Here is an 18,138-nt window from a genome sequence, read left to right as displayed (position 1 = left end):
AGAATCGAGGTGATAGAATGAAAGGAAGAATACTAGGAAACAGATATGAAATGATAGAGAAAATTGGTGGTGGCGGTATGGCTTTGGTATATAAAGCAAGATGCCAGCTATTAAATAGATTTGTTGCAGTAAAAATATTAAGGCCTGAATTTACCAGTGATGAAGATTTTATCAGTAAATTTAAGCGGGAATCACAAGCTGCAGCAAGTCTATCCCACCCGAATATTGTAAACATATATGATGTGGGCAATGAGGACAATGATGTATACTATATCGTTATGGAATATGTTAAAGGAAAAACCTTAAAACAAGTTATTAAGGAAAAGGGTACATTGGAAGCCGATGAATGCATCAATATCAGTAAACAGATTGCCCTTGCCCTGCAGCACGCGCATACAAACCATATTGTACACCGAGATATTAAACCACATAATATCTTGATTACAGATGATGGCCGCGTGAAGGTTACTGACTTTGGAATTGCCAGAGCAGCTACTTCTTCCACTGTCACCAATACAGGAAGTGTTATTGGTTCCGTTCATTATTTTTCTCCCGAACAAGCTAGGGGCGGATATACAGACGAAAAATCTGATCTTTATTCTTTGGGGATTGTAATGTATGAAATGTCTGCAGGAAGAGTGCCTTTCGAGGGAGAAAGCCCTATTTCTATTGCATTAAAGCATATCCATGAGGATGTTACACCCCCCTCGATGATTAATAAAAATATTCCAAAGGCACTGGAAGATATTATTATGAAGTTGATCCAAAAGGATCAGTTAAAACGATATAATAGTGCGAAAGAGATATTGGAAGACTTAAATCAGGCATTAAAGCAACCTATGGGGAATTTTGTTAAAATTGATGAGGATGATGATAGTCCTACCCAGGTTATACCTGCTATAAAAGATGAAGACATTAAAGTTAATCGAAATACAGTAAAAAATGCTGGTAAAGAAAAAAGAAAAGAAGTAAAAAGTAGATGGATTATTTGGGGCGCAATTGCTACAGCATTCATTTTAGCACTTATATTCATAGGGAGTATGTTTTATTTTAATGGTATTTTTACAGGGCAAGAAAAAGAAGTGCCGGATGTAGTGGGAATTCCTTATGAAAAGGCAAAGGAAAACCTTGAAAATATTGGATTGACAGCGGAATATACGGAACAATTTAGTGCAGAATTTGACGAAGGCACCGTTATGGCCCAAGAACCTAAAAAAGGAGAAGTCGTAAAAGCCGGTTATCCGATTAAATTAATTGTCAGCAAAGGTGCTAAGATGGTCGAAGTGCCTAATTTGGTAAATAAAAATATCAATGAAATCGATGCAATACTTTTTAATGCAAATCTCAAGGAAGGACTCGTAAAATACGAATACAATACATTACCTATAGGGGTTGTGATCAGCCAAAGTCCTCAGCCAAAGAGTGAGGTGGCAGAAGGTTCCGAAATCAGTGTGGTTGTTAGTCAGGGCCTTGAAACAAAAACGATATTGATGCCGAATCTCGTTGGAAAAGATTTGAATTCTGCAAAAAAAATTATAGAGACCTCAGGATTAGTTTGGGGTAATGTAGAGTACAAATTTGATAACAATATAGCCAAAGATGATGTTATATCTCAGAGTATAGCACCTGAAACAGAAGTAGAAGAGAAAAGAGTCGTGGATTTAGTAGTTAGCAAAGGACCGGAAAATTTAGAGCAGCCAGGAAATAGTGGTGAACTTAAACCAGTTGATTTAACCATATATTTATCAACTGCCAAGCAAGAAGAATTTAGATTGCGTATTGTAAAGGAACAGGATGGATCTTCTGTTGAAGTATATAGCGGTATCGAAAATAGATCAAAGGGTGAGAAAAAAATAACAATTCAAGGAAGGGGAAAAGCTACATTGTATATTTATTTTGATGATGTGATGGCTGGAAAACCTACACAGATTGATTTTGATACTGGGAAGTTAATTAAAAATGATTGAGGGAACGATTATTAAAGGTATCGGCGGATTTTACTATGTAAGGGTTGAAAATAAAATTTATGAATGTAGAGCTCGGGGAAGGTTTCGAAAGGAAAAAATAACGCCCCTAGTGGGAGATCATGTTCATATTTCAGTTGATAATGCATCTAAACAAGGTGTTATTGAAGGGATTATGGATAGAAAGACAGAGCTGATTCGACCGCCAGTGGCAAATGTGGATCAGGCTGTGATTGTTTTTGCAATCCAGCAGCCGGATCCCAAGTTGTCATTGCTGGACCGATTCCTTATATTGGCAGAGAATGAGGATTTAGATGTGGTAATTTGTCTGAATAAGATTGACCTTGAGGCGAAAGAAGAGCTTCAGCGCTTAAGGATGATTTATGAGCAAATAGGTTATCAAGTGATTGCTACCAGTACCAAAGTCAAGATGGGTGTCGAGGATTTAAAGGAATGTTTAAAAAACCAAACCACCGTTTTTGCGGGTCCCTCCGGTGTGGGAAAATCCTCTCTTTTAAATAGCATACAGCCGAATCTGGCACTGCAAACTGGTGAAATTAGCCAAAAAATTGAGAGAGGAAAGCATACAACCCGTCACGTTGAACTACTGCCATTAGAGTTTGGAGGCTGGGTTCTTGATACACCTGGATTCAGTTCCCTGCAGGTAGATTTTATTGATAAAGAAGAACTGCAATACCTCTTTAAAGAATTCAATGAATACTTGGATAGGTGCAAGTTTCAGCCTTGTAATCATATTAATGAACCGGATTGTGCTGTAAAAAGAGCTTTGGAACATGGGCATATTCATATAAGCAGATATGAGAGCTATCGGCAGCTTTTAGAAGAAATAGAACAAGCGAGGAGGTATTAACATGATAAAAATTGCACCTTCCATATTATCAGCTGATTTTTCCAATTTGATACGGGATATTGGCAAGGTAGAAGAAGCGGGGGTCGATTTACTGCATATTGACGTGATGGATGGGCATTTTGTTCCAAATATAACCATTGGCCCCTTGGTCATGCACAGTATTCGAAATAAGACAAAACTCCCTTTTGATGTACATTTAATGATTGAAAATCCAGACCGGTATATTGAGGATTTTGTGAAAGCGGGAGCAGATATTATTACTGTCCATGCGGAAGCTTGTACCCATCTTCATCGGACAATACAGAACATCAAATCCTTCGGGATTAAGGCAGCAGTTTCCCTAAATCCTGCTACGCCTTTAAACGTCTTAGAGTTCATTCTAGATGATTTGGATATGGTGCTGCTGATGTCTGTAAATCCTGGATTCGGAGGGCAGAAGTTTATTCCTATTGTATTGGATAAGATTAAAGCCCTAAGGCATATGCTTGCAGAAAGAGGTTTAAATACAGATATACAAGTAGATGGGGGAATTAACTTAGAAAACATCAAAGATATTGTAAATGCTGGAGCAAATGTTTTGGTAGCAGGGTCTGCCATATTTAACAGCAAGGACATTGCGGCGACAGTAGCTGCATTTAGACAAATTACGCAATAAATAGATGGAGGTTTTCCATGAGATGTGCAATTGTTACAAATGGTAATATAAATGATTATGATTGCACCAGAGCAGCTCTTTTAAGACATGATTTTATCATTTGTGCAGATGGGGGAATACGGCATTTATTTCATATGAACCTATTGCCGAACCTGATCGTAGGTGATTTTGATTCGATTGATGGGAAGTACATGAAATATTTGCAGGAGCATAATATTGATCTGTGTCAATTTTCTGAAAGAAAAGATTTTACTGATACAGAGCTGGCTGTACAATATGCCATTGCCCGCGGATCAACGGAGATTAATTTCTTTGGCGCCCTAGGCAGCAGAATGGATCATACGCTGGCCAATATCCTGCTGCTGGTACCTTTACTGCAGAAGGGTATCCGCGCAAGCATTCAGGATGAACATAATCATATATGGATTACATCCGATGAGTTGTTTCTAGAAGGCGAAGTTGGAGATTCGGTTTCCATACTTCCGCTGACACCGAAGGTAGAAGGGGTTACTTTAAATGGACTAGAGTATCCTTTAAAAGACGCGACAATAAAAATGGGACAATCGATTGGTGTAAGCAATCAATTTGCTGTCCAACATGCTTCTATAACGATAAAGCAAGGAACAATTCTTGTAATTAAGGCGAAGGATTGATTAAAAAAAACCATCATAGATGGTTTTTTTGTTGTCAATAAAGGGCCTATTGAATAATATATATAAATATGGTTTTCTAAACATGTTGATTCTTTCCATGGTACAGCCTTAAGCGGGGTGATCATTTGAGAAAAGTAAGAATAATGAGGCGGGTTTTAGGAATTGTATTGGCATTGATCGGATCAATTATCATTATTGAAATGATTCCATTGTGGGCGTGGTATAGTGTTTTAGGGGCCTTGTGTTTATTGTTTTTTTTATTTCTAATAAAAGCATTATAGGAGGAAGTTTTATGAGGAGGAGAAGGATCGAGCGTAGAATAATAGGTTTGATGCTATTAATGGCTGGATTGGTTATCATAGCTGTAATTACTCTGCCCTATAGAGTTTGGATGGTTTTATTAGGGTGCTGTATGCTCTATTTAGGATATAAATTATTTATTTAGGAAAACATGAAAACAGGAATAAAACTAAATAAAGCCTACCCCATGGGGTAGGCTTTTCCAGGCTAGATTGCTCTCTCAACTTTGTTTGATCTTAAACATCTTGTACATACGCTAATTCTTTTTGGAGAACCGTTTACAACTGCTTTCACTTTTTTTATGTTTGCACTCCAAACTCTTCTTGTATGACGGTTTGAGTGACTCACGTTATTTCCGGACAATCTACCTTTCCCACATACGTCACAGGATCTTGACATATATTACACCTCCTTCGAGACAGTATACCATAATTAAAAACATTATTATTTTACCACACTACATGTATTTTGTGCAACATTTAGGAAAAAATATTCCAATTATTAATGAAGAAAGGTGATGTACATATTATTTAAGTTGAATATAGATATTAATTAATATAAAATATATATATAAATTTATATGGACGCATTTAATCATCGGTAAAGGTTCTATATATAGGGAGGGTAAGTAATGGCGGCGAAATTAGAGAATGAATTGGGTAACATTTTCATAGATAATGAAGTCTTGGCCTCAATAGCAGGTATTTCTGCCATGGAATGTTATGGACTTGTAGGAATGGCAACGAAATCAGCAGCAGGAGGCTTGTTTGAGCTATTGAGAAAAGAAAATATGAGCAAAGGTGTGAAGGTGTATACGGATAATAATGAAATTGTGATAGATCTTTTTATTGTCGTTGAGTTTGGCACCAGAATTTCTGTTGTTGCAAACAATATCATTGATAAAGTAAAGTATAATATAGAGAGTTTTACCGGCATGCAGGTGAAAAAAGTAAATATAAACGTACAAGGCGTTCGGGTTGAAAAGTAATCTAAGGAGGTACGTGTTTTGAAAATTAAATATATAGATGGTCCATTGCTAAAGAAGATGATGATTCAGGCTGCCAATTCATTAGAAAATAATAAGAGCACAGTAGATGCGCTAAATGTATTCCCAGTACCTGACGGAGATACAGGTACGAATATGGCACTGACAATGAATTCAGCGGCAAAGGAGATTAAAAATATAAAAGATGAAAGCGTAGAATCGGTATCAGAGGCAGCTGCGAATGGTTCATTAATGGGTGCAAGGGGAAACTCGGGAGTTATATTGTCTCAGCTGTTTAGAGGCTTCTCTAAAGCTTGTAAGGGGAAAAATAAATTAAATACAGTAGATCTGGCCAATGCTTTGAAAAGTGCTTCAGATACGGCTTACAAAGCGGTTATGAAGCCTATAGAGGGAACGATTCTAACAGTTGCTCGGGAGACCGGTGAAAAGGCTATTGAGATTTCTAAAAAGGAAGAGGATTTAGAATCCTTTTTATGGCAAATTATAGAGTATGCTGAAAAGGTTTTAGATAAAACACCAGACCTATTAAAAGTGCTAAAGCAAGCAGGAGTTGTAGATGCTGGGGGAAAAGGTCTTATATATATTTATAAAGGTTTTTATGGAGCATTGACAGGAAAAGAAATGGAGATTTCTGAAACAGCACCGCTAAATACAGTTGAATTTCATTCTGATGTGGAATTAGGAGAGATTACCTTTGGCTACTGTACAGAATTTATTATCAAAGGAAGCCGTATTGACATCGAAGACTTTAAGAAAAAAATAGGGACCTATGGGGACTGTATGTTGGTGGTAGGCGATGAGAGTCTTGCAAAAGTGCACATACATACCAACAATCCGGGAAGTGTTTTGGAGCATGGATTAAAGTTAGGAGAACTAATCAGCATTAAAATTGATAATATGAGGCAGCAGCATAGAAATCAGATTTTTGAAGAAGAAAAACCTCAAGAAACACAACCGTTAAAAGCGTACGGAATGATTGCCGTTACCATGGGGGAAGGGCTAACCAATATTTTTAAAGATCTGAACGTGGACGAAATTATCACTGGTGGACAAACCATGAATCCGAGTACAGAAGAAATTAAGAAATCTATCGATGCCATTTCTGCTAAAAATATTTTTATCTTCCCGAATAACAGCAATATCATTTTGGCGGCAAATCAAGCAAAGCAATTAAGTGATAAGCATGTAATCGTGATTCCTACAAAATCCGTACCGCAAGGAATTGCAGCAATTTTATCCTTTAACGGAGAAACTGACCCGGAAACAAATGAAAAGACCATGTCCGATGCCTTAAAAAATGTTAAAACCGGCCAAGTTACTTTCTCTGTTCGAGACACGCAGTTTAATGATATTGACATTAAAAAAGACGATATATTAGGAATATACGATGGAAATATAAAAGCAGTAGGTACAGGCGTAGCAGAAGTATCGATGAGCCTATTGAAAGAAATGATTACAGATGAAGATGAGATCCTGACCATTTTTTATGGAGAAGAGCAGAGTGAAAGTAGTGCACAGGCACTTGCAGACACCATAGGTAAAAAGTATAAGGACATTGATATTGAAGTATATTATGGAGGGCAGCCGCTGTACCATTATATTTTCTCTGTAGAATAGGAAATGACGAGGGTCGTTTCCTTTTTTTCTTTAAACTATCTTTTACCGCCGATGAAAGGGGATTTATATGGAGTCATTAAAACAACCAGTTCAATATTTGAAAGGTGTTGGGCCCAAAAAGCAAAAACTATTGCAACGCTTATCTATTTTTACAGTAGAAGATCTTATTTATACCTTTCCCCGCGAATATGAAGACAGAAGGTCGGTAAAGACTGTGCAAGGGCTAGTGGATGGAGAAAAAACCTCCTTGTATCTTGAGGTGTGCGGGAAGATTCAGGAGAAAAGCATTAGAAGGAAGCTGAAAATTTATACCCTTCCTGTTAAGGATGCTACTGGTACGGCCCAGTTAGTATTCTATAATACGCCGTTTATAAAACAAGTATTTCAGCCTGACGATAAAATATTTGTACACGGGAAGGTGAAAATTGATTTTTACACCGTTCAAATTCTGCACCCAGAGTATTCTTTTATAAAAGATGAGCAGCATCAGGCGTTTCAACAAATTATGCCTATTTACAGGCTAACTGAAGGATTATCACAAAAGGATTTTTATGCATTACAAAAATTTATATTTTCAAATGGGGCAACATTGATTCAAGAGTTCTTACCTGAGGATATTTTGAAGAAAAATAAGCTTTGCAGTTTGGACTTTGCACTTCAAAATATTCATTTTCCCTCCTCATCACAAAATCTGCGTATCGCAAAATATCGGTTGATCTTTGAAGAATTACTGATACTTCAATTAGGACTTTTATTGACAAAGGGACAGTTAGATGAGAATCGGGAAGGGATTGCTTTCAATAAAATGCCACAACTGAATGATTTTATAAAGCAGCTTCCTTTCCAATTAACAGAATCCCAGAAAAAGGTCTTGGAAGAGATTGAAGAAGATATGGAAAGCAGCAGGATCATGAATCGCCTAGTGCAAGGCGATGTGGGATCGGGAAAAACAATCATAGCAATCATAGCACTGTATAAGGCTGTATTAAATAATTATCAGAGTGTTTTTATGGCGCCCACAGAAATTTTAGCAGAACAGCATTATGATACGATTCATGCACTGTTAGAACCACTGGGAGTGAAAACTGTTTTATTATCCGGAAGCATAACCAAAAGAAATAAAGAAAAGATATTAGAAGAGATTGAAATAGGCAAAGTAGATATAGTTGTAGGAACCCATGCAGTTATACAGGACAATGTTCGGTTTCACAAGCTGGGATTGGCCATAACTGATGAGCAGCATCGTTTTGGTGTACGACAGCGTGTAAAGTTATCGAATAAAGGGTTAAACCCAGATATATTGGTAATGACTGCAACCCCGATTCCAAGAACTCTTGCTTTAATACTATATGGAGATTTGGATATATCTGTTATTGATCAATTGCCCCCAGGCAGAAAGGCTATTGAAACCTATTGTGTAGATGAAAATAAGAGAAAAAGAGTATATAATTTTGTTAGAAAGCAAATTCAAGAGGGCAGACAAGCTTATATTGTATGTCCATTAATTGAGGAATCTGAAAATATTGAAGCTAGATCTACCGTAGAACTATATGAAGAACTGACAAAAGAGTATTTTCAGGATATGCGGGTCGGACTGCTCCATGGAAAAATGAAAAGTGCCGAGAAAGAAAATTTAATGAAGACCTTTAAGTCAGGGGAGATAGATCTATTGGTATCTACTACCGTAATCGAGGTAGGTGTAAATGTTCCTAATGCTTCTGTAATGGTTATTGAAAATAGTGAAAGATTTGGCTTGGCACAGCTTCATCAGCTGCGTGGAAGAGTTGGAAGAGGCAGCTATCAGTCTTATTGCATTTTGATTAACTACGGTAAAAATCCAATTACACTGGAAAGAATGAAGATTATGGAAGGAAGTACAGATGGATTTGTTATAGCAGAAAAGGATCTGGCATTAAGAGGACCCGGAGAATTCTTTGGAACAAGGCAACATGGTCTTCCGGAATTAAAAATTGCCAATTTGTTTAAGCATATTAAAATTTTACATCAGGTTCAGGTTGAAGCGAAAAAAGTATTGGCTGAAGACCCAGGGTTACATTTAGAAAAAAACAAGGGATTAAGGAGAAAACTACTGGAAGCATTTCAAGAAAAAATGGAAGAGATTGGACTATGACAAGGATTGCCATTCTGTTACTAAATAGTAAAAATGTTCTAGATATAATTCGAAAAATACTGGTTACATTAATACTACAAGGTTATAGGAGGTGATAAAGAAAATGACAACTAACAACAATAATAACCAAAAGGTAGTTCCTGAAGCAAAAGCGGCATTAAATTCTATGAAATATGAAATTGCTAGCGAACTAGGATTAAGCAACTATCAAACAGTTGATAAGGGAAACCTTACAGCAAGACAAAATGGTTATGTAGGCGGATACATGACAAAAAGATTAGTAGAAATGGCTGAAAGACAGCTTTCTGGAAAATAATTAGGGTTTATATAATACAAAGAAGAGATGAAAACATCTCTTCTTTGTATTTTACCCCAAAAACTCTGATAAAGAATTTAGAATAAAAAATACTGGTGCATAAACACCAGTATTGGGAGAGGAGAAATGAAGGAAGAGCTCTAAGGGGAATTTTATTTTGCTGTGCTTATATATAATATGTGTATTCGGAAAGAATATTATTCAGATAGGTAAATGAACTTTTCCGAAATACTACTTTTCATTTTGTTAATATATGCTAAAATATAGTTATTGAAAGGAGCGATGGACATTTGAGGGTTATTGCCGGATTAGCAAAGGGCAGACGTTTAAAATCACCTGTTGGACTTGCTACAAGACCTACAACAGATCGGATTAAGGAATCCATATTCAGTATATTACATCCCTACTTACTGGAAAGCTATGTTTTAGATTTGTTTTCCGGTACAGGAAATCTTGGTATAGAGGCATTAAGTAGGGGTGCAGAAAAAGCAATTTTTGTCGATAATAATAAAAACAGTATTCGTGTTATTTGTGAGAATATTGAAATAACTGGTTTTAAAGAAAAAAGTAAAGTTTTTCATCAGGAAGCCCTTAAAACGATTCGAGAATTAGCTCACTTGGAGCAAAAATATGATATTGTTTTTATGGATCCTCCCTATTTGAAAGGTTTTATTATACCCTGTGTACAAGCTATAGAAGAGGAAGGGTTGCTTTCTAGTACTGGGATCATTGTAATAGAGCATGATAGCAAGGATGTTTTGCCGGAGAAATTTGCAAAACTAACAAGAATTAAAAACAGAAAATACGGAAATACAACCATATCGATCTATTCTGAGGAGGCATAGTAATGAAAATCGCAGTATATCCAGGTAGTTTTGACCCGGTAACCAATGGACATTTGGATATCATCAAAAGATCAGCAAAGCTATTTGATAAAGTTATCGTAGCAGTACTTCACAACCAAAGTAAGAATCCACTTTTCGATGTTAAAGAGCGGTTAGATTTATTAAAACAAGTAACCGAGGAGCTGCCGAATGTGGAGGTAGATTGTTTTTCTGGTCTGCTTGTTGATTACGTTAATCAAAAAGGGATTCACAGTATTGTTAAAGGATTAAGAGCTGTATCGGATTTCGAATATGAATTTCAAATGGCGCTTATGAATAGAAAGCTAAATGCTGATGTTGAAACTGTATTTATGATGACAAGCAGTGAGTATTCTTATCTAAGCTCTAGTTTAGTAAAAGAAGTTTTTAAGTTTAAAGGGTGTATTAAGGGCCTGGTTCCAGATGAAGTATTGGCTGCAATGATAAAGAAATATCGAGAATAAAGATCAAAAAGGGGGAATTTGATTCATGAACGTGTTGAAACTCATTGATGAGCTAGAAGACATTATTGAGAATAGTTCTTCGATTCCATTTGCAGGAAAAGTGTTTATTGATAAAGGAGAAATCCTGGATATTATCAAAGAAGTCAGAATTCAGCTGCCCGATGAAATTAAACAAGCACAATGGATCAAGGAAGAGAGACAACGAATATTAATTGAAGCACAACAGGAAGCAGATTCAGTCTTACAGGATGCAAAACGACATATAGAAGAAATGGTTGAAAAAGATGAAATCACTAAGCTAGCACAAAAAAGAGGAGAAGAAATTATCTCCCAAGCGCAGGTGAATGCGAAAGAAATTCGAATTGGCGCAAGACAATATGCAGACGAATTATTGGGTGGATTAGAACAAAATTTCATTGATATGATAGATACCATTAAACAGAATCGAAAAGAGTTAAAAGGAATGAAGGGATAAAGCCTTCATTTTTTTTCGTATAAATGGAAAATCCAAGGCAATAAAAGAGAAATGCTTAAAGCAGTAAAGGTTATAATAAGAAAGAGCTCAAAGGAGAACAACAGGTTTTTTAGCCAATTCTCAAAGGGTGAAATTTCAGGTGTATGTAAAAATACTGGGAGTATAATATGTTTTGAAGCAGCAGTAACTAAGGGGGATACCAGAAAAACCATACTGCTTGATAATATAGCATGTAAGAGCTTTGAGAAGATATATATATTCGTGCGAATATCCGTTTTACTAAGGAGGCTTATAGCTTGAGCATGAATTGAGAGTCCACTCCAAGAGATTACCATAGTGGTGAAAATCGCTTGCTGAAGAAAAGTAATGTTCTGAATTTCGGAAGCTAACTTACAACCTATCGTAATTTCAAAAATTCCGCTGATAAACGCAGGATGGAGATTCTGATGTAAGCCAAACAAAGACAGCGGAGTTGAGAAAGCGGTAGAAAGCCATTGAATAATGCCAGTGAGCTGAAAAATCCTTATAATTACAGAAAAGATAATAATGAATCCTCCTACTGCAAGCATAGTTTCAATAGAATTCTTTACAGCTTCTCCCATCAAAAGACCAAAGGATTTGTTATTGTTTTTGTAAGTTGCAGACATCTCGCGGAAAGCCCTTGAAAAATAACCCTTGTGTGCTAAGCTTTGGAGAGAAGCTCTTTTTTCGCAGTGATAAAATCGAAAAAGCAAACCGGTGGCAATGGCACCTAAATAGTGGGAGAGAGATAGGGTCACTCCCAGTTGTGGATTATGAAACATGCCAATGGATACAGCACCGATTAGAAATAAAGGTCCGGAGGTACTGCAGAAGGATACCATTCGCTGGGCTTCAACTCTACTAACAATACCCTGTTCTCGAAGCTTTGAGGTAAGCTTCACGCCTACAGGATAGCCCGAAGTAATGCTCATGGCAAAAACGAAAGAAGCTTCACCGGGTACATTAAATAAAGGACGAATAATTGGCTCTAATAAAACGCCCATAAAACGGACAACCCCTAATCCAACCATCAGTTCGGCACCAATAAAAAAGGGAAGCAGTGCAGGAAATACAATATTAAACCAGGTATCAACACCTGTCTTTGCAGCATCAACAGCTTCCTTAGGGTAAAAGATCATGCTTAAGGTAATGGTTGTGACAAGAAGTACAAGTATAGCATAGCCGAGGTGCTGTTGTAAACGTAATTTCTTACATAGTAAAAAAAAGATGAATAGACTGAATAAAATGAGCAGTTTCATGATCCGCCCCCTCAAAGATAGGTTCTATCATATGTATATGGGGGCAGGTAAATTTTATTACAATAATTGAGGCATTTAGACTTTGGAAAAGAAAGGTATTTCCTCCTCTACATCGAAAGTACTATTTATAGAATCTATACGAAGGAGAATGATCTATGGAATTAAAAAGAATAACAGAGAAGATTTACTATATCCCAAATGTAGTAAACATTGGCTGTATTGTTCATGAGGACAATGCGATTCTAATTGACACAGGTCTGGAGGATCATACTGGAAAAAAAATATTAAATACCTTAAAGAAAGAAGGCCTGAAGGTAACTGCTGTAATAAATACCCACTCTCATGCAGATCACTGTGGCGGCAATGCTTATATACAGAGTCAGACAGATGCAAAGACATTTGCCTCTGAAATTGAGGAGGCAATTATTCGCTATCCTTATCTGGAGCCCCTATATCTGTTTTCAGGTGCGCACCCGCTAAAGAGTTTGCAAAATAAATTTCTCATGGCAAAACCCTCAAAGATTGACTATGTCATCAAGGAAAGAGAGGCAGTACTAGAAGTATGTGGCCTGGAATTGGGAATTGTTTTTCTGCCGGGACATTCACCTGGGCAAATGGGCATAGCATTTGAGAATGTTCTTTTTTGTGCTGATGCTTTTGTATCCAGTGAGGTTTTAGATAAACATAAAATCCCTTTTAATGTAGATATTGTTAAACATAGAAAAACGCTAAATTATTTAAAAAATAGCACCTATGGCTACTATATTCCTGCTCATAGTAGTCCGGTGTCAGATATTACCGATGTAGTAGAAAAAAACATTGCCAGACTGGATGAGATTGACAGCACAATTATAGAACAACTAAAGAGTGAAAAAAGTACAGAGCAAATATTTCAATCTGTCTGTACCTACTACGGCATTCAGGTTAATAACTTAAGCCAATTCTATCTTCTGCAAGCAGCAGTGGCAGCACATTTGAGCGGATTGGAAACACAAGACTTAATTGAGGCTAACACAGTGGATAATCTAGTATTTTGGAAAAGAAAAAGTATATAGGGCAATTATTATTTTTACCGATGAAAGTAAGGCTGCATGTAATGATCCCACCCACCGTAACGATGCTCCATAGCAGGGTACCCCAAGCTATAAATGTCTGTTGCGAGAAGATCAAAGAATAACATTTTTTGTGCGGCTGTATCCGATAAAGCTGATTTATTAATATTGCTGATGATTGGAATAGAGGAAGTAGATTTCATTAATCGAATGAGTTCTGCTCCTTTTTGCGTAAAGGCCAGTATACGTGCGTAGGAAGGGCCTTTTTCATGAGCCATGGACAGCAGCTCTTGTCTTGAAAGACCCAGAAGGCTATGGATGAGTATTCTTTGAATGCGGGTCAGGGTATAGCGCTTTGTTTTGATTAAATCCAGTAGTTCAGCATAACTTTTTGCGCTGTAAGCAGCTTCTTTTATCCGGTTTTCTAGGCCTTCACTGACATCGGACAACTCCATCAGCCTTGATTTTTGAAGGTATCTTAAATGATACAGGATGGTTTGATCAAAGGAAGATTGTGTTACGGGTGCAAGATGATTCTTGATGCTGTCCATAAGCAGGGCATAGCTTTCTTTAGGCATAAAACTGAATAAAAGGGAAGATTCTTTATTTGTTTCTGCAAGATGTTTTCTTATGGCTGTAGCACTGCAGATCGTACCTTCCAGCTGATGAGAATGATAATCCGCCTGTACCCTTTTGATGGTATAGGGCTTAATGGAACTATTTAATCGATAAAGCGCTTTAAGATACTCTATGCCCAGAATGTTGTTTGGCGAGGAAATTGTAGGGGCTAGATTTTTCTGATTTAAGAAGCACTCAAGTGCCAAAGATCTTGCTTTCGGATAAGGCAATCCTTTTTTTATGTAATCTTGTAGTGAATTTTTGTATTCTAATGGTTCTTCGTACAGTGTTTTAGCAATTTTTAGCAAAGGTTTTAATTCTCCGGCTTCACTGCCAAAGCATACCGAATCAATTATACCCAGCTTGTGGAGCAGAGATATGGCCCCGAAGGCAAAGTATTCTGCACTGCTGCATGCATAAGCGACGGGAAGCTCAATCACTAGATCAATTCCCTCACGAACAGCCATCTTTGCGCGAATCCATTTATGGGTTAAGGCAGGTTCTCCTCTTTGAAGAAAATTTCCACTCATTATAGCAACTGTATGGGTGGCGCCTACTGCATCCTTTGAAGCTGCAAGATGATATTTATGTCCATTATGAAAAGGATTGTATTCTGTGATAAATCCTAAAACTTTCATTTAAAGCCCTCCGATATAAAGATATAAAAAGAAGCACAATTTTAAATTACCAATAAATTGCAAGAATATACTCTAACAATAATATTACTAAATTTGACGAATAATATCAAAAGAAAGAAGTAATAAATTTCTTATTTTAAAAAAAAGTATTTTATTTTATAATATAATAGGCTTTAAAAAAAGGATAAATTAAATTTTTATAGAACTTTAATTTGTTAAAATTTTATTAAGGAGGCAACAAAAATGAATGTATTAGTAATTAACTGTGGCAGTTCATCTTTAAAGTATCAGTTAGTGGATATGAGAGATGAGAGTGTATTGGCAAAAGGACTCGTAGAAAGAATTGGTATCGAAGGATCTGTTCTTAAACATGAGACTACAGGCAAAGAAAAAGCAGTAATTGAACAGCCAATGGAGAATCATAAGGTGGCTCTTGAGTTGGTTATCGCAGCATTGACAGACGAAAATCATGGTGCGATTAAAGGAATGAATGAAATTAATGCAGTAGGTCACAGGGTTGTTCATGGTGGTGAAAAATTCAGTGGTTCAGTAATCATTGATGGAGATGTAATTAAAGCGATGGAAGAGTGTGTTGAATTAGCACCTTTACATAACCCTCCAAATTTAATGGGTATTAGTGCGTGTAAAGAGATCATGCCAAATGTGCCAATGGTAGGTGTATTTGACACAGCTTTCCACCAAACGATGCCCAAATCCTCTTATATTTACCCGCTTCCTTATGAACTTTATGAAAAGTATGGGATTAGAAAATATGGGTTCCATGGAACCAGCCATAAATATGTAGCACAAAGAACAGCTGCTTTATTAGATAGACCACTGGAAGATCTAAAGATCGTAACTTGTCACTTGGGGAATGGTGCAAGTGTAACGGCGATTGACGGAGGCAAGTCTATTGATACCAGCATGGGCTTTACGCCGTTAGAAGGTTTAGCAATGGGAACGAGATGCGGTGATCTTGATCCGGCTATTGTAACTTTTATTATGGAGAAAGAAAATCTGGATATTGAGGGAATTAATAACCTTTTAAATAAAAAATCAGGAGTTTTAGGAATCTCAGGTGTGAGCAGCGACTTTAGAGATATTGAAAATGCTGCAAAAGAAGGAAATGAAAGAGCTCAACTTTCATTAGATAAATTTGATATCCGCGTAAGAAAATATGTTGCTGCTTATGCTGCTGTGATGGGCGGCGTAGATGCCATCGTATTTACAGCAGGTTTAGGAGAAAATTCTGCAACCAACAGAGAAGAAATCGTTCGTGGACTAGAATTTATGGGTGTAAAAATATGCTCCGAGAGAAACAAAACAAGAGGCAAAGAGGTTATTGTAAGTACAGATGACTCTAAAGTGAAAGTACTGGTAATTCCGACAAATGAAGAATTAATGATTGCAAGGGATACACAAGAGCTATTAAAGTAAGAACTGCTGGAAGAATATTTTAGCAGCGCTATTTAATCTTTCTGATGAAAACAGATAAATTTATTGATAAAAGGTAGGATGAAATTCCTACCTTTTATCAATACTAAAAACAGATTCAAAGAACAAACAGTATGGCTATCAAGTAATTTTGCTTGACAAATGATGATTCCGTTTGTATAATAAAATCTGTCAACACGTTGAGGTGTACGTTATGAAAATTGATTTGAAAGAATTATTTGAAGGACAAAAAAATACGATTGATATTGAAGTCCAGGAGCCTTACAAAAACTTCAACTACTATAATGAAGAAATAAGCTTCAGTAAACCAGTTGTATTCAAGGGGCAGGCATATCGCGTGAATCATGAAGTGTTTTTAAAGGGAATTGTAGAAGGGGTATTGTTATTAAAGTGTCATCGTTGTTTAGCGCCTTTCGAACATGCTATTACCCACCATATTCATGAGAAACTAACTGTCAGAAATCATGAGCAGGCTGAGGAAGATGAATTGTTTTCTGTCGAAGATTATATGCTGGATATCTCGGATATAATAGAAAATAGTTTAGTATTAGCATTCCCAATGAAAGTTGTTTGTGATGAAAATTGTAAAGGCTTATGTTTGGTCTGTGGTACGGATCTTAACGAAAGTTCATGCGAATGTGAAAAAAGTGAGATTGATCCCAGATTATTAAAACTAAAGGATTTGTTACAACAAGATTAAGGAGGTGGGAAGAATGGCAGTACCTAAGCGGAAGACGTCCAAAGCAAGAAGAGACAAAAGAAGAGCAGAAAACATTAAGATGACAGCTCCTAATATTATAAAGTGTCCACAATGTCATGAACCGAAACTACCACATAGAGTATGTAAATCTTGTGGATTCTATCATGACAAAGAGGTATTAAAAGTTCAGTAATCCCAAATAGTAATGATGAATAGCATCATTACTATTTTTTTTAGATTAGGAAGTGGATGTAGTATTTGAATCTATATGTATGCTTCTATAAAATTATGAAATAATAAGAATGGTTTAATTTGAGGCGATTTAAGAGATAATTTTGTCAAAGGTTTGATCTTATAGCGTTATTTCAAAAAAAACTATTATTTTAACTATTATGCATGGATATGAATCATGTGTTATAAATAACAAAAATGGTTGATTAAATCAATAAAATAATATATACTAATTGTTAGTATCAGGTACTAATTTTAAGTACTAAAATGAGGTGAGTTTATGCCTAGGGGCAAAATGTCTAAAGGGGAAAGGCAAACCCAATTATTAAATAAACTTGAAGAGGAGCCCTTCGTAACGGATGAAGAACTATGTGAGTATTTTCACGTAAGCATCCAAACGATAAGACTAGATAGACTTGAGTTGGGAATACCTGAATTAAGAGAACGGGTTAAAAAAGTTGCGGAAAAAAATTATTTAAAGGTTAAAAGCCTTGGAGAAGCAGAAATTATTGGAGAATTGATAGATCTCCATTTAAATCAGAGTGCGATCTCTATTCTCGAAACAACAAGGGAGCTGGCTTTTCGTAAGACAAAGGTTGTTCGAGGACATCATATTTTTGCGATGGCTGAATCTCTTGCGATGGCGGTCATTGATGCAGACGTTGCTGTTACTGGTGTGGCAAATATGAAGTATAAGACGCCTGTATTTGCTGGAGAAAAACTGATTGCGAAAGCAGAGGTCGCACGTATAAGAGGAAACAAGTATTTTGTTCATGTAAAGATTAGTGTAAGGCAGGAGCAAGTGTTTAGAGGAAAGTTCATCCTTGTATCTATTGAAGAATAATAGAG

The 18,138-nt window shown here is 36.5% G+C and carries 21 protein-coding genes; 18 read left to right on the top strand and 3 right to left on the bottom strand.

Features of this window, described 5'->3' with window-relative positions; translation table 11 throughout:
- Window positions 1–17: 17 nt before the first annotated feature.
- The 6 genes from pknB (at window position 18) to Gferi_RS27920 (ending at window position 4,588) form a co-directional block, all read left to right on the top strand.
- Window positions 18–1,967, top strand: coding sequence for a Stk1 family PASTA domain-containing Ser/Thr kinase (gene pknB / locus Gferi_RS01680; RefSeq protein WP_069973966.1), 1,950 nt, complete (start codon window positions 18–20; stop codon window positions 1,965–1,967).
- Window positions 1,960–2,835 carry a ribosome small subunit-dependent GTPase A gene (gene rsgA, locus Gferi_RS01675; protein ID WP_069973965.1) on the top strand — a complete coding sequence of 292 codons (876 nt, stop codon included), beginning with the start codon at window positions 1,960–1,962 and terminating at the stop codon, window positions 2,833–2,835. Before pknB ends, rsgA begins: the two co-directional genes overlap by 8 nt.
- Before the next feature lies 1 nt (window position 2,836).
- Entirely contained in the window at window positions 2,837–3,490 is a 654-nt protein-coding gene (rpe, locus tag Gferi_RS01670) for a ribulose-phosphate 3-epimerase (protein ID WP_069973964.1), read from the top strand.
- Window positions 3,491–3,507: 17 nt separating this feature from the next.
- Window positions 3,508–4,143, top strand: coding sequence for a thiamine diphosphokinase (locus Gferi_RS01665; protein WP_069973963.1), 636 nt, complete (start codon window positions 3,508–3,510; stop codon window positions 4,141–4,143).
- 125 nt (window positions 4,144–4,268) lie between these two features.
- On the top strand, window positions 4,269–4,424 hold the full coding sequence (locus Gferi_RS27925) for a hypothetical protein (RefSeq protein WP_156782305.1): 156 nt from the start codon (window positions 4,269–4,271) through the stop codon (window positions 4,422–4,424).
- A gap of 11 nt (window positions 4,425–4,435) precedes the next feature.
- The gene (locus tag Gferi_RS27920) at window positions 4,436–4,588 is read left to right on the top strand and encodes a hypothetical protein (RefSeq protein WP_156782304.1); all 153 of its coding nucleotides are present in this window, start codon (window positions 4,436–4,438) and stop codon (window positions 4,586–4,588) included.
- A 62-nt stretch (window positions 4,589–4,650) separates the two neighbouring features.
- Here Gferi_RS27920 and rpmB read toward each other — a convergent pair whose 3' ends face one another.
- On the bottom strand, window positions 4,651–4,842 hold the full coding sequence (rpmB, locus tag Gferi_RS01660) for a 50S ribosomal protein L28 (protein ID WP_069973962.1): 192 nt from the start codon (window positions 4,840–4,842) through the stop codon (window positions 4,651–4,653).
- Between the two features lie 232 nt (window positions 4,843–5,074).
- Between rpmB and Gferi_RS01655 the strand changes: the two genes are divergently transcribed.
- The 7 genes from Gferi_RS01655 to Gferi_RS01625 all read left to right on the top strand — a co-directional run bounded on the left by Gferi_RS01655 (window position 5,075) and on the right by Gferi_RS01625 (window position 11,315).
- Window positions 5,075–5,431: an Asp23/Gls24 family envelope stress response protein gene (locus Gferi_RS01655; protein WP_069973961.1), complete on the top strand. Its 357-nt coding sequence runs from the start codon at window positions 5,075–5,077 to the stop codon at window positions 5,429–5,431.
- An 18-nt stretch (window positions 5,432–5,449) separates the two neighbouring features.
- Window positions 5,450–7,066 (top strand): DAK2 domain-containing protein, encoded by a 1,617-nt coding sequence (locus tag Gferi_RS01650; protein WP_156782303.1) that lies wholly within the window; start codon window positions 5,450–5,452, stop codon window positions 7,064–7,066.
- Window positions 7,067–7,133: 67 nt separating this feature from the next.
- Window positions 7,134–9,197, top strand: a complete 2,064-nt coding sequence (gene recG, locus Gferi_RS01645; RefSeq protein WP_069973960.1) for an ATP-dependent DNA helicase RecG — start codon at window positions 7,134–7,136, stop codon at window positions 9,195–9,197.
- Between the two features lie 103 nt (window positions 9,198–9,300).
- Entirely contained in the window at window positions 9,301–9,513 is a 213-nt protein-coding gene (locus tag Gferi_RS01640; protein ID WP_069973959.1) for an alpha/beta-type small acid-soluble spore protein, read from the top strand.
- A gap of 290 nt (window positions 9,514–9,803) precedes the next feature.
- The gene (gene rsmD, locus Gferi_RS01635; RefSeq protein WP_069973958.1) at window positions 9,804–10,358 is read left to right on the top strand and encodes a 16S rRNA (guanine(966)-N(2))-methyltransferase RsmD; all 555 of its coding nucleotides are present in this window, start codon (window positions 9,804–9,806) and stop codon (window positions 10,356–10,358) included.
- Between the two features lie 2 nt (window positions 10,359–10,360).
- A complete protein-coding gene (gene coaD, locus Gferi_RS01630; protein WP_069973957.1) occupies window positions 10,361–10,840 on the top strand; it encodes a pantetheine-phosphate adenylyltransferase in 480 nt (159 codons plus the stop codon).
- A gap of 25 nt (window positions 10,841–10,865) precedes the next feature.
- Window positions 10,866–11,315: a V-type ATP synthase subunit E family protein gene (locus tag Gferi_RS01625; protein WP_069973956.1), complete on the top strand. Its 450-nt coding sequence runs from the start codon at window positions 10,866–10,868 to the stop codon at window positions 11,313–11,315.
- Window positions 11,316–11,320: 5 nt separating this feature from the next.
- On the opposite strand, the gene ylbJ is transcribed toward Gferi_RS01625, so the two are convergent.
- Entirely contained in the window at window positions 11,321–12,595 is a 1,275-nt protein-coding gene (ylbJ, locus tag Gferi_RS01620; RefSeq protein ID WP_083273310.1) for a sporulation integral membrane protein YlbJ, read from the bottom strand.
- Between the two features lie 155 nt (window positions 12,596–12,750).
- Here ylbJ and Gferi_RS01615 point away from each other — a divergent pair, with 155 nt between their 5' ends.
- Entirely contained in the window at window positions 12,751–13,650 is a 900-nt protein-coding gene (locus tag Gferi_RS01615; protein ID WP_069973955.1) for an MBL fold metallo-hydrolase, read from the top strand.
- A gap of 14 nt (window positions 13,651–13,664) precedes the next feature.
- Here the strand turns inward: Gferi_RS01615 and Gferi_RS01610 are convergent, their stop codons facing one another.
- On the bottom strand, window positions 13,665–14,903 hold the full coding sequence (locus Gferi_RS01610) for a nucleotidyltransferase (RefSeq protein WP_069973954.1): 1,239 nt from the start codon (window positions 14,901–14,903) through the stop codon (window positions 13,665–13,667).
- Window positions 14,904–15,146: 243 nt separating this feature from the next.
- On the opposite strand from Gferi_RS01610, the gene Gferi_RS01605 reads away from it, so the two are divergent.
- The 4 genes from Gferi_RS01605 (at window position 15,147) to fapR (ending at window position 18,133) form a co-directional block, all read left to right on the top strand.
- Window positions 15,147–16,340, top strand: a complete 1,194-nt coding sequence (locus Gferi_RS01605; protein WP_069973953.1) for an acetate/propionate family kinase — start codon at window positions 15,147–15,149, stop codon at window positions 16,338–16,340.
- A gap of 211 nt (window positions 16,341–16,551) precedes the next feature.
- On the top strand, window positions 16,552–17,058 hold the full coding sequence (locus tag Gferi_RS01600) for a YceD family protein (RefSeq protein WP_069973952.1): 507 nt from the start codon (window positions 16,552–16,554) through the stop codon (window positions 17,056–17,058).
- Between the two features lie 13 nt (window positions 17,059–17,071).
- A complete protein-coding gene (gene rpmF, locus Gferi_RS01595; RefSeq protein ID WP_069973951.1) occupies window positions 17,072–17,251 on the top strand; it encodes a 50S ribosomal protein L32 in 180 nt (59 codons plus the stop codon).
- A gap of 318 nt (window positions 17,252–17,569) precedes the next feature.
- Window positions 17,570–18,133, top strand: coding sequence for a transcription factor FapR (gene fapR / locus Gferi_RS01590; protein ID WP_069973950.1), 564 nt, complete (start codon window positions 17,570–17,572; stop codon window positions 18,131–18,133).
- Window positions 18,134–18,138: the final 5 nt, after the last annotated feature.

Origin of the sequence: Geosporobacter ferrireducens (assembly GCF_001750685.1) — a bacterium.
Taxonomy (GTDB): Bacteria; Bacillota; Clostridia; order Peptostreptococcales; family Thermotaleaceae; genus Geosporobacter; species Geosporobacter ferrireducens.
This window is presented reverse-complemented; position numbering and strand designations above follow the sequence as displayed.

Coding starts and splice junctions, on each gene's coding strand:
- pknB (WP_069973966.1), top strand. CDS start 18: ATGAAAGGAAGAATACTAGGAAACAGATATGAAATGATAGAGAAAATT.
- rsgA (WP_069973965.1), top strand. CDS start 1,960: ATGATTGAGGGAACGATTATTAAAGGTATCGGCGGATTTTACTATGTA.
- rpe (WP_069973964.1), top strand. CDS start 2,837: ATGATAAAAATTGCACCTTCCATATTATCAGCTGATTTTTCCAATTTG.
- Gferi_RS01665 (WP_069973963.1), top strand. CDS start 3,508: ATGAGATGTGCAATTGTTACAAATGGTAATATAAATGATTATGATTGC.
- Gferi_RS27920 (WP_156782304.1), top strand. CDS start 4,436: ATGAGGAGGAGAAGGATCGAGCGTAGAATAATAGGTTTGATGCTATTA.
- rpmB (WP_069973962.1), bottom strand. CDS start 4,842: ATGTCAAGATCCTGTGACGTATGTGGGAAAGGTAGATTGTCCGGAAAT.
- Gferi_RS01655 (WP_069973961.1), top strand. CDS start 5,075: ATGGCGGCGAAATTAGAGAATGAATTGGGTAACATTTTCATAGATAAT.
- recG (WP_069973960.1), top strand. CDS start 7,134: ATGGAGTCATTAAAACAACCAGTTCAATATTTGAAAGGTGTTGGGCCC.
- Gferi_RS01640 (WP_069973959.1), top strand. CDS start 9,301: ATGACAACTAACAACAATAATAACCAAAAGGTAGTTCCTGAAGCAAAA.
- coaD (WP_069973957.1), top strand. CDS start 10,361: ATGAAAATCGCAGTATATCCAGGTAGTTTTGACCCGGTAACCAATGGA.
- Gferi_RS01625 (WP_069973956.1), top strand. CDS start 10,866: ATGAACGTGTTGAAACTCATTGATGAGCTAGAAGACATTATTGAGAAT.
- ylbJ (WP_083273310.1), bottom strand. CDS start 12,595: ATGAAACTGCTCATTTTATTCAGTCTATTCATCTTTTTTTTACTATGT.
- Gferi_RS01615 (WP_069973955.1), top strand. CDS start 12,751: ATGGAATTAAAAAGAATAACAGAGAAGATTTACTATATCCCAAATGTA.
- Gferi_RS01610 (WP_069973954.1), bottom strand. CDS start 14,903: ATGAAAGTTTTAGGATTTATCACAGAATACAATCCTTTTCATAATGGA.
- Gferi_RS01605 (WP_069973953.1), top strand. CDS start 15,147: ATGAATGTATTAGTAATTAACTGTGGCAGTTCATCTTTAAAGTATCAG.
- Gferi_RS01600 (WP_069973952.1), top strand. CDS start 16,552: ATGAAAATTGATTTGAAAGAATTATTTGAAGGACAAAAAAATACGATT.
- rpmF (WP_069973951.1), top strand. CDS start 17,072: ATGGCAGTACCTAAGCGGAAGACGTCCAAAGCAAGAAGAGACAAAAGA.
- fapR (WP_069973950.1), top strand. CDS start 17,570: ATGCCTAGGGGCAAAATGTCTAAAGGGGAAAGGCAAACCCAATTATTA.